6 protein-coding genes are annotated in these 11,026 nt (G+C 61.8%); 1 reads left to right on the top strand and 5 read right to left on the bottom strand.

Annotated elements, in window-relative coordinates:
- Window positions 1-31: 31 nt before the first annotated feature.
- Together FUU19_RS01345 and fes are read right to left on the bottom strand one after the other, a co-directional pair.
- Window positions 32-238, bottom strand: a complete 207-nt coding sequence (locus FUU19_RS01345; RefSeq protein ID WP_048325765.1) for an MbtH family protein — start codon at window positions 236-238, stop codon at window positions 32-34.
- Window positions 213-1,592, bottom strand: a complete 1,380-nt coding sequence (fes, locus tag FUU19_RS01340; RefSeq protein ID WP_230507061.1) for an enterochelin esterase — start codon at window positions 1,590-1,592, stop codon at window positions 213-215. The genes FUU19_RS01345 and fes overlap by 26 nt, the downstream gene beginning before the upstream one ends.
- 284 nt (window positions 1,593-1,876) lie before the next feature.
- Between fes and FUU19_RS01335 the strand changes: the two genes are divergently transcribed.
- The gene (locus tag FUU19_RS01335; RefSeq protein WP_230491032.1) at window positions 1,877-4,153 is read left to right on the top strand and encodes a TonB-dependent siderophore receptor; all 2,277 of its coding nucleotides are present in this window, start codon (window positions 1,877-1,879) and stop codon (window positions 4,151-4,153) included.
- Window positions 4,154-4,219: 66 nt separating this feature from the next.
- Here FUU19_RS01335 and FUU19_RS01330 read toward each other — a convergent pair whose 3' ends face one another.
- The 3 genes from FUU19_RS01330 to FUU19_RS01320 form a co-directional block, all read right to left on the bottom strand.
- A complete protein-coding gene (locus FUU19_RS01330; RefSeq protein WP_025304962.1) occupies window positions 4,220-5,452 on the bottom strand; it encodes a YncE family protein in 1,233 nt (410 codons plus the stop codon).
- Window positions 5,453-5,499: 47 nt separating this feature from the next.
- Window positions 5,500-8,409, bottom strand: coding sequence for a condensation domain-containing protein (locus tag FUU19_RS01325; protein ID WP_230491031.1), 2,910 nt, complete (start codon window positions 8,407-8,409; stop codon window positions 5,500-5,502).
- A 77-nt stretch (window positions 8,410-8,486) separates the two neighbouring features.
- Window positions 8,487-10,580: a TonB-dependent receptor gene (locus FUU19_RS01320; protein ID WP_230507060.1), complete on the bottom strand. Its 2,094-nt coding sequence runs from the start codon at window positions 10,578-10,580 to the stop codon at window positions 8,487-8,489.
- Between the last annotated feature and the right edge of the window lie 446 nt (window positions 10,581-11,026).

The following is an 11,026-nucleotide window of genomic DNA, read 5'->3' as shown; positions in this document are numbered from 1 at the left end:
GCTTATTGCTCCCGTGATTACCTGGCGCCGGTCACGCCTCGCGTGCTGCGACCGGCAGAATGTCTTGCCAATGCTGCTCCAGCCATTCGGCGCACGCGGTGCGCGCCGCCGGGCCGAAGACGATCGTCCATTCGGACGGAATGGCGCGGAAATCCGGCCACAAACTGTATTGTTGTTGTACGTTGCGCAGCACCAGGCTGCGCTGCTGTTGATCATCGAACGGATTCAGGCTTTCCACCATGTGTTCCTCGTGCCGTTGCCGTCGCCGATGCCGGATAAGCGGTGGCGAAAGCGGAAGCCCAGACCGCCTGCAGCCCATCGGTCAGGCCGCTGCGCCAACACAGCGCGTCGTGCCCGCCTTCCACCACCCGGTAGTGCACCCGATGGCCGGCGTCGCTCAGGCGTGCCGCCATTTCGCCGCTGACCCGATGCACCAATTTTTCCTGCGAACCGGCTTCCATAAATACCTTCAGCGCGCCGTGATTGCCCAAGCCGTGCAGTTCTACCTGTTGCAGCAACCAGCAGGCGTCATCGGGAATGCTCGGCAGCTGCAGCATGTCGCGCCGCGGCCACCAGTAGGAACCGGACTGGGTGATCACCGCGCCGAAGCGCTGCGGCCAGCGCAGCCCGGCATACAGGGAGGCCAGGCCGCCAAAGCTTTGCCCCGCCACCACCGTGTCAGCCGGTTTGTCGCTGTGCGGCGCCCAGTCGGCCAGCTGTGGCATCAGTTCTTCCTGCACCGCCAGCCAGAAGTCGTCCTTGCAGGTCAGTTCGCGCGACCGATGCGGCAGATCGATGATGTCGATCAGCACATACACCGCTTCCGGCAATGCCCCTTCGCGGGTCAGCTGCATCAGCGGCTCCCAAACCGGCATCTGCTTCGCCCAGAACTGGCCGTCGAGCAGGATCGCGAGCGGGCGCTCGGCCGGCTTGCTGTCACCGGTGGTGTAGATCCAGACGTCGCGGCTATTGCCCAGGCGCTCGCTTTGCCAGGTATGGCGCTGCAAACGCGCCGGCAGCGGTGGCGTACAGCGCCCGCTGGCGATCTCGTACTCGTCGAACGAGCGCCATACCGGCTGCGGCGGTGCATCCGGCATGTGCAGGCCGGATACGCTGTGGCCGCTGGCGCTTTGCCAGGAGCGGTACGGGTTGAGCAGATCGGGGGTGGCGCTGGCGAACACCTGGTGCCACCAGTGGCGCAGGTTGTGCATGTTGGCGTGCGCATCGTCGCCGCTGAACGCCGGCGGCCGCTCGTCAAAGCAGGGGATAAAGCAGTAGCTGCCGCGCCAGGCGCCGCTCAGCTCGGTCTGCCAGTACCACACGTCGGTACCGGCCAAACGCTGCAGGCTTTGCGGCGGATTCGGCTGGTGATGGTCGGTCAGGCAGTTAATGTTGATCCACACGCGACGGTAGGCGGAGGTCAATTCGCATCCCTGAGGATCGCGCCAGAAAAAGGTGGTTCGCCACCGGCCGTTACCCGCCGGTTCTACCCATGGCGTACCGCGCCGTGCCACCGTCAACCACCACCCTGGACTGCCCGCATTGCTGCTGGCCAATAATCTGCTGCTTTCTGACTGTAGTTCTGTATTCACAACGCCTACCCATTTTGTAGTTGGCGGCACCGGGAACGTCGACTTTTCCCTATCGCCGGCCACCGCCCGAACGCACTGTACGCCAAATACTATTGATAATAATTTGCATTTGCAATAGTGTGTAAGGCTTGGAGATCGTGCTGGTATTGCGCGCAACGGACAGGGATCGGGGATACATCAATGGCATCCCTTGCCGCAGCCGATTTTCTATTTCCGACTACACAAAAACTACAACCGCCCTTCCCCCCGTTCGGCGAGGGATGGCAGCAAGGTAGGACACTCAAATGAAAAGCAAGCTATCACGTTATTCTTTAGCCACTCTTATCGGCTTGGGATTGGGCGCGTCCGCGTTCGCCAACGCCGCGCAGCAGACCGACACCCCCACCACGGAAGAAAACAGCGGCACAGCGGATAAAAAGCCGCGCGGCGAAGACACCATCGTCGTGACCGCCGCCCGGCAGAACCTGCAGGCGCCGGGGGTGTCCACCATCACCGCCGAAGAGATCAAAAAACGCCCGCCGGCACGCGACATCAGCGAACTGATCCGCACCATGCCCGGGGTTAACCTGACCGGCAACTCCACCAGCGGCCAGCGCGGCAACAATCGCCAGATCGATATCCGCGGCATGGGCCCGGAAAACACCCTGATTCTGATCGACGGCAAACCGGCCTCCAGCCGCAACTCAGTGCGTCAGGGCTGGCGCGGCGAGCGCGACTCGCGCGGCGATACCGCCTGGGTGCCGCCGGAAATGATCGAGCGCATCGAAGTGCTGCGCGGCCCTGCCGCCGCGCGCTACGGCAACGGCGCCGCGGGCGGCGTGGTCAACATCATCACCAAGAAGGCCGGCGATGCGCTGCACGGCTCGCTGAACGGCTACTTCAACGTGCCGCAGCACAAGCAGGAAGGCGCCACCAAGCGCACCGACTTCAGCCTGTCCGGCCCGCTGAGCGATTCCCTGAGCTTCCGCCTGTTCGGCGGCTACAGCAAAACGCAGGCCGACGCCTGGGACATTAACCAAGGTCATCAATCCGAGCGCACTGGCAGCTATTCCAATACATTACCTGCCGGACGTGAAGGAGTGGTCGATAAAAACATCGACGCCCTGCTGCATTGGGATTTCGCCCATCTGCAGTCATTGGAGTTCGAGTACGCCTACGGCCGCCAGGGCAACCTGTACGCCGGCGATACCCAGAACACCAACACCAACGCCCTGGTGCAGAGCAACTACGGCAAAGAGACCAACCGCATCTACCGTGAAACCTTCGGCCTGACCCACCGCGGCGCCTGGGACAACGGCGTGAGCACCAACAACTACGTGCAGTTCGAGCGCACCCGCAACACCCGCCTGAATGAAGGCCTGTCAGGCGGCTTGGAAGGCATTTTCGACACCAATAACACCGGTTTCGGCACCATCAAGCTGGACGACTTCTTGGCGCACAGCGAAGTCAGCGTGCCGTTTGAACTGGGCGTTTCACAGACCGCTACGCTGGGCACCGAGTGGTCTCAGCAGCGGATGAAAGACGGCACCTCCACTAGCCAGTCTCTCACCGAAGGTGGAGTGATCCCTGGAGTGGACAGCACTAACCGTAGTCCTTATTCCTCCGCACATATCTTCTCGCTGTTCGCCGAAGACAATATCGAGCTGACCGACACCACCATGCTGACGCCGGGCCTGCGCTACGATTTGCACTCCGAATCCGGCAACAACTGGAGCCCGGCGCTGAACCTGTCGCAGGAACTGGGCGACTACTTCACGCTGAAGATGGGTATCGCACGCTCCTACAAAGCGCCCAATCTGTTCCAGAACAACGGTAACTATATCCTGTATAGCCGTGGTCAAGGTTGTGCAGCCAGTGCTGGCGCTTGCTATCTGATGGGCAACGACGATTTGAAAGCGGAAACCAGCGTTAACAAAGAGATCGGGCTGGAGTTCCATAACGAAGGCTGGCTGGCCGGCGTGACCTACTTCCGCAACGATTACCGCAACAAAATTGAGGCTGGCTACGCGCCAATTTCCTCAAACAGTCTTAAAACCGATATCTATCAGTGGGAAAACGTGCCGAAGGCGGTGGTGCAGGGGCTGGAAGGCTCATTGAACGTGCCGGTCAGCGAGACCGTCACCTGGAGCAACAACGCCACCTACATGATCGAGAACAAGAACAAGACCACCGGCGATTACCTGTCGGTGATCCCGAAGTTCACCGTCAACTCGACCCTCAGCTGGCAGGCTACGCAGGATCTGTCGATGCAGTCCACTTTAACCTGGTACGGCCGGCAGAAACCGAAGAAGTATAACTATAAAGGAGAGAGCGCTGTCGGCTCAGAAGCCCGCGAGGTCAGCCCTTACGCCATCGTCGGCGCCAGCGCGACCTATGACTTGACCAAAAACGTCAGCGTCACCGCCGGCATCGACAACCTGTTCGACAAACGCCAGTTCCGCGCCGGCAATGCACAAACTGTTGGCAACGCGAAAACCAACTCCTACATGTATGGTGCAGGCGCAGCCACCTATAACGAATCGGGGCGTACCTACTACATGAGCATCAACACCCACTTCTGATGACATGACCCAACGAAAAAGGGGCGCCGCGGCGCCCCTTTTTTTATCTTTATATTTAATATTTAGTTACCTGGTGTGCAGCTGAATGCGCACCACGCTTTCCGGCTTGCCGGCCTTGGTGGAAGCGCCGTCGTTTTTCACCGTCACGAACAGCGCGTCGCCTTTCGGATCCAACGCCAGGCTGTTAGGGTGAGGCGGCAGGTCTACGGTTTGCAGGCGCTTGAGCGTTTTGGCGTCGAACACCGTCAGCGTCCCGGCGCCGTGATCCACGCGCACGCCTTTGCGGTTGGCGACATACAGCCGCTGGCTGCGTTCGTCGAGCAGCAGGCCGATCGGCACCTCATCCGTCAGCTCGCTGGCCAGCACTTTGCCGCTGTCCGCATCCAGCGCAAACACCCGGTGGCCGCTGCTGCGCTTCACGTAGTCGTGCCCCAGATGATGGTTGCGGTAGTCGTCGCGATCGATACCCTGATCGACGCCCAGCAGGCGATTGCTCGCCGGGTCATACACCAGGTTCAGCAGCTGATCGGCCTGCACTTCGTGCGTGGCGGTGATCGCCAGCGTGTCGGCGTTCAGGGTGATCACCTGCCCCTGCATGTTGGAGACGAACACCCGGCGGCCCTTCTCATCCAGCGTGATGCCCACCGCGTTGTAGCCGAAGCCCGGGATCACTTTCTCCAGCTTGCCGGCTTTGGTATCGACCACGTACAGCACGCTGTCGACGCCGAAGCCCAGGCCCGGCAGGAACAGACGGCCGCTTTGCGCGTCATACTTGAGCTCGCGGAGGCGGTACAGGTAGTCCTCGGTGATTTTGAATTTCTTCAGCTCCGCCAACAGGAAGTCCAGGCGCTTGCCGCTGATGCCCGCCTGCTTGTAAGCCTGCTCCAGCACCGCTTTGTCCAGCAGCTTGATGCTGCCCAGCGCGTGGTTGGTGGTAGTGTCCACCACCCCAACTTCGCCGTTGAAAGCCTGCGTCAGGTACAGGCGATTGCCCGCGTCGTTCAGCGCCACGCCGAAGCCTTTCACCTGCAGCGGGATCTCTGCCTTGATCGCCAGGGTGTTGGGATCCAGCCGCAGCACGCGGGAGCGCGCCTCTTCTTTCCAGTCCGGCGCGCTGACGAACAGCGCCTGTTGCGAGGTGCTGTAGGCCATCTCCACCACCGTCGATGACAGCGCCTCGCGCTTGATGTCCTGCGGTTTGATGCCGACATCGTCCGCCTGCGCGGCGCCGGCGACCACCAGAGAGGCCGCCACCAGCAGCGACAGTAGCGCGCGCGGGGTTGCTAGGGTTCCAGACATCCTTTTATCTCCTTGAAAATCATGCTTTCGGTTAGAGTGAAACAACGTCATGCCTGCGGCCCGGGCGGCAGCGCCGCCAGAGCGATATCGCCAGCGATGTGCTGCGCAAACTGGGTAAAGACGTGCTGAACGCCATCGGCGATCAGATTGGCCTGCTCCCGGCTGTAGTGGTCCTGACGGTAGGTCATCATCACCCGCAGGGATTTCTTCCCGGCCAGATCGTCTTCCATCACCTCAAACTGCAGGCCGAGCAGCGATTCGGCTTTCTCCGGTTCCACCTGACGGTAGGCGATCGCACTGCCGTCCTGCAGCCGGAACTCGCCGTTCAGCTTGATGCGGCTGTGGATCTGGATGAACACTTCGAACATGTGATTCTTGCGGTCGGCGTCCACGCCGAATAGCCCTTCTTCCACCAGATCGATCGGAATGTCGGTGTACGGCAGCGAGCCATTGATGGTGTTTTTCACCTGGCTGACCAACCCGGCCACCGTCAGCCCTTCGTCAAAGCGCACGCGGTGCACCACCACGGTGGTGAAATAGCCGACGGTATCGAAGAACTCGGCGTCGTTACGGCCGGAGGTTGAGGTGCCCACCAGCAGATCCGCCGGGCCGCCCAGCAGACGCAGCGCCGAGGTAATCCCGGCATACACCACGTTAAACAGCGACGCGTTGTTGCGGCGGGCAAGCTGATACAAGCCTTCCGCCACGGCAGGATCGACCTCGAACTCCAGCCAGCCGCCGTTGACGTCCGCCGGTGCCGGCACCGCCGGATGGGTGGACGCTTCTTGCCGGAAGATCGGCTGGCCGACCGGCGCGCCGCGCAGCGCATCGAGCCAGTAGTCCAGATGTTGCTGCTGCACCCCGGAGGCCCGCTGCTGCCGGGCGAAGGTGTGGAACTGCGGCGGCTGCCCGCTCCACTGCGGCGCCTGGCCGACGACGCGATGGCGATAGGCGACGCCCAGCTCATCCATCATCAGGTTGAGCGACCATTCATCCAGCACCACATGGTGGAACAGCAGCGACAGCAGCTGTTGGCCGTTGTCCGCATCGCGCAGCAGCGTGGCGCGCAGCGGCAGCTCGGCGGCCAGATCGAACCGGTGCTGGCCGGCGTCGGCCAACAGGGCCGCGGCATTACCCGCTGGCGTCTCGTGAGAGAAGCGGAACCACTGATAATCCGGCAGTTCTGCGGCCGGCACCACCACCTGCACCACCTCCCCCTGCTGCTCGACAAAGCGTGAACGCAGCACGGTATGGCGAGTCATGACGTCGATAAACGCCTGGTGCAGCGCCGTTTCGTCCACCGCATCGAAGAAGCGCAGAGAGAACGGCAGGTTGAAAATCTCGTCATGGCCGAAGGCTTCATACACCTTCCACAGCGATTCCTGCGCCAGCGACAGCGGCGCCTGCGCCCGATCATGATCGTCGGCGATGGCTACCGAGGCATTCGGCTGCGCGACGTTCAGGCGTTTGGCGTAGCCCGCCAGCCCGCGCGCCGTCGGATGGCTGAACAGATCGTTAATGTTGATTTCGATCTGATGCAGGCTCAGCAAGCGGCCAATCACCCGGGTAGCGACCAGCGAATGGCCGCCGCGATCGAAGAAGTCTTCATCGAGGGTCATTTCCGGCGCTACCAGCGCCTCACGGAACTCCTGCAAAATCAGCGGCGCAACGCTTTCGTCGGCGTCGCCGTTCGCCACCGGCGCGGCCATCGCCGGGGAAACGGCCTCAGCCACCGGCAAGGCGACGGCAATTCGCTGCCCGGCCAGGAACGCGCTGAACTGCTCCAGCAGGAAAGGCGCCGCGTGCGGAGACAGGCGCGGGTCGGTGACCAGCTCCAGCGTCAGCGTTTCTGCCTCCGGCAAGCCCAACAGCAGCGCCAGTTCAAACGGCGTATGCAGCGGCGGCAGCAACAGGCGTTCGGCGTGAACGCCTTCCAGCCGCCACTCTGCGGCCAGATCGTCGCGCCAGGCCACCAGCAGCTGCGCCCGTTGCGGATCCAGCTGTTCAGCCACGGCCTGCGCCAGCAGCCGCTGCCCGATGTCGCCCTCGCCATGCTGCACGGTCAGGCGCATCAGCGGCGCCGCCGTCAGGCCCAGCTCCAGACCGACGCACTCCGCCGTTTCTGCGGCCGGCACGCACAGCTGCACCGTTTGGCCACCGGCCTGCGCGGCGACGAACTCGGCAAACCGCGCCGCCACCGCCGCCAGCAAGGCCCGCGGCGTGTCGTTGGCGGGCAACAGCGCGCGCGCAATGCGCGTGACCACGCGCGCGCCCACCGGCGGCAAGGCTTCAGCACGCTGCGCCGGGCTGCGGTAATCCTGCAGCGAGACCGCCTGGCGCGCCCAGGGCAGCTGCGGCTCCGGGATTTCCGGCAGCTCGACCGGCTCCGCCGCGAATGGCAGAGGCATCGCATCCCCGTTATAACGGGCGGACAGCATCGCCGGCAGGTGGCGCCACGGCAGCGTTTCCGCCAGGATGTTATGCAATACCACGCCCAAAATCACGTCATCGCCCGGCGTGAGCAACAGCAGGCAGCGCAGCGGCGCTTCGCTTTCCAGTTCAAACGGCGCCGCCTGCGCCTGCAGCAGGCAACAAATGGCGTGTGGTTCGTCCGCCACCTGACGGAGGCTCACCGGCAGCGGCGCCGAGCCGGCGGGCCGTTTCACCAGACCGTTTTCGTCATCAAAAACGTAATGCACGTCCACGCCCGGCGTCTCCCGCACCAACGCCTGCAGCGCCGCCGTCAGTTGGGCGACATCCACGCCCCCCGTCAGGCGCCAAGCCAGCGCCCGCTGCCCGCGTGCGTCACCCTGCTGCAGATGGGCAAACCATGCCCGCTCTTCGGCTTCGCTTACCGGCCGCTCGCCGTTCGCCGACGCCGCGCCCAGCGCCTGAAAAGCGCTCTCCAGCCGCTGGGCCTCTTCATCGCTCAGAATGCTGTCAAAATCACCGATCACTGCGTTATCTCCTTGCCCGGCCGTGCCGGGATAGCGCATAAAACGGGGGACATTCGTCCCCCGTCATCGCGATAGCGTTAGAAATTCAGCTCAACCGCCGCGCCGACCAGACGGCCTCGCTGGAGAGTCGCCGTGTAGATGTCGTTGCTTCTGACCATCTCACGGCGGTCTGAATCAAACAGGTTTTTCGCATACAGCGTGGCGCGACCGTAGTCGAAGGTGTAAGCCAGCTGAGCGTTGGCCGTCCAATAGGAGCCGATGCGCCCGCGCGAGTCGTTGTCGTATTGCGAATAGTAGGAGTCGGTAAACGCCACGTTGCTGCTCAGCTCCCATCCTTTCAGGAACTGATATTTGGCACCCATGTTGGCGGTGTAAGCCGGTGCGCGCGCAAGCTCATGCCCTTCCACGCCACTGCCCGAGAACTTCTTGATGTCGGTTTTCAGCAGGCCGAGGTTGCCGAACAGTTCGAAGTCCCAACGCGGCTGCCAGGTGGCGCCGATTTCCGCACCGTAGGTTTCCACCTTGTCGGCGTTACGGATCACGCTGGAGTTCTCACCCAACGAGTACGGCAGCTGCATGTCTTTGTAATCGTTGAAGAAAATGTTACCCGTCAGCACCACGTTGGCGTCTTTCAGGTGATGGCGGGTGTACAGCTCATAGTTCCAGACATACTCGGAACCGTAGGTATAGCTGACCACCGGCGTACCGATCGTGATGCCGCCGCCGCCGGCGTTATAGCCGCGGGCGATCTTGGCGCCGTAGGTTTGGGTATCCGTCGGTTTCCAGGCCACGTCCAGCTTCGGCAAAAACACGGTGTAAGTTTCATCGAAGTCGATACGCACCGCCTGGCTGCCGCCGTCGCGGCGACGGTGTTCGCGTTCCAGGCGGCTGGCGGCGGTCACGTCCACCTGCGGCGTCAGCGCATAGGTCAGCTCGGCGAACGCCGAATGGGTATCGGTTTTATCTTTGAAGGTCGATCCGCCGAAGATATTGACGAACTCATCCTGCGTACCGTGGAAGTAACGCAGCCCCGCCAGCCCGTGCAGACGGCTGTCCGCACCGCCGAAGCGTACCACCGGCTCTACGTGAACTTCCTGGCCGTCGATCTCGGCGTATTGGATGTTGTAAGCGGTCGGACGGTTGATGTTGAAATCGGTATAGATAACGCGGTTTTCAAACGTCAGCGCATCGGAGGCCTCCCAGGCCAGATCCCAGATGCTGCTGTTCATATTGCTTTTGAACACGGCGCGGCGCGGATCGTGACGCGGGTTGGTCGGATGCGGCTGCGGGTTGAGGCTTTCGTTCTGTGGCGCGGTGCTGCCGAAGTGGTTAAAGGTCAGCTTGGTGGTCAGATCGCGCAGGCCGGCCGGATTGAACAACAGCTTGGCACGGGCGGTGGTGGCTTCCACTTCGCGCGGATCGCCCACCGGCGCATAGGCCGGCAGATCGGCTTCGCTGCGGCGCCGCTGGCGATCGACGCTGACGCGGAACGCCAGCTGATCCTCCACCAGCGGGCCGGACGCCATGGCGGCCAGCTGTGAAGAATGCTGGTTACCGGCCCCACCCTTGAAGGCGCTTTCCCACTCGAAGGTCGGATCTTTACTGGCCATGACGATGGCGCCGGCGATGGCGTTGCGCCCCTGGATGTAGCTTTGCGGGCCGAGGAACACTTCGACGCGATCCAAATCCCACAGCGACTGCGGGCCGAACGCCTGTTCGTTATAGGTCAGCGAGCGGCCGTCCAACGACAGATTGAGGCGCGGGCGGGTGCCGCTGAGGAAGGCATTGGCGCCGACGTTCGGACCGGAACCGTCGATGCCGCGCACGGTCGGCAGTTCGTTGCCGATGCCCAGATCCACCACGTTGGGGGTCATGCGCAGCAGATCGGGGATCTGCACTGCGTCAGGCATCGAGGCGATGCGGTTGCTGTCGAACACCTGCACGCTGGAGCCGGTGTCGAAAATGGAACGTTTGATCTTCTCACCGGTGACCAGCAGCGTTTCCGCGTCCTGGTAGGTTTCGTTGCTCTTGGTTTCCGCAGCGTTGACGTTACCGATCGCCAGTGAACAAACCCCTAAAAATACGGAGGAAAACGCCCCAATGGCTTTCAACCCCGCTTTTTCCCCGTTTCCTACGCTTTCATGCCGTTGAGCCGCAAAATGCTTGCCCATAGATGTCTTCTCCTTTCATCCCAGAGGTGCACAAAATTTGATTTTTTTTTACACAACCTACATCGACACTCACACAGACCATGACGCTACGGCCTTCCCGACCTTTTTGTTGCTTATCCCTGCGGCAAACCCATGTCTTTCGCGGCCAAACGGGCGCGGCCCCGTCCACGGCCAAGCCGCCGGCGGAGCGGCCGGCAGCTTGTATAAAAACGTAAAATAATGTTAAGAATGATAATATTTTGCATTTTCTAATGCAAATCATTATCAATAAAGGTGTGAGGCAGGCCGCGATAGCCGCCAGAAAACCTTATGCTTTCGCAGGTAAAACAGGCGCTGCAATAACAAGCAATCATTACAATGCTAAGAATAATATAGATAAATTATTCAAACCCAACGGCATGCCCGTCCGTTCTCGCTAAAACCCCTTATAGATAGCACCCTCGCGC

Origin of the sequence: Serratia montpellierensis (assembly GCF_020858655.1) — a bacterium.
In the GTDB taxonomy this organism is placed as follows: domain Bacteria; phylum Pseudomonadota; class Gammaproteobacteria; order Enterobacterales; family Enterobacteriaceae; genus Serratia; species Serratia montpellierensis.
The sequence above is the reverse complement of the archived record's forward strand: the minus strand, read 5'-3'. Positions and strand labels throughout refer to the sequence as shown.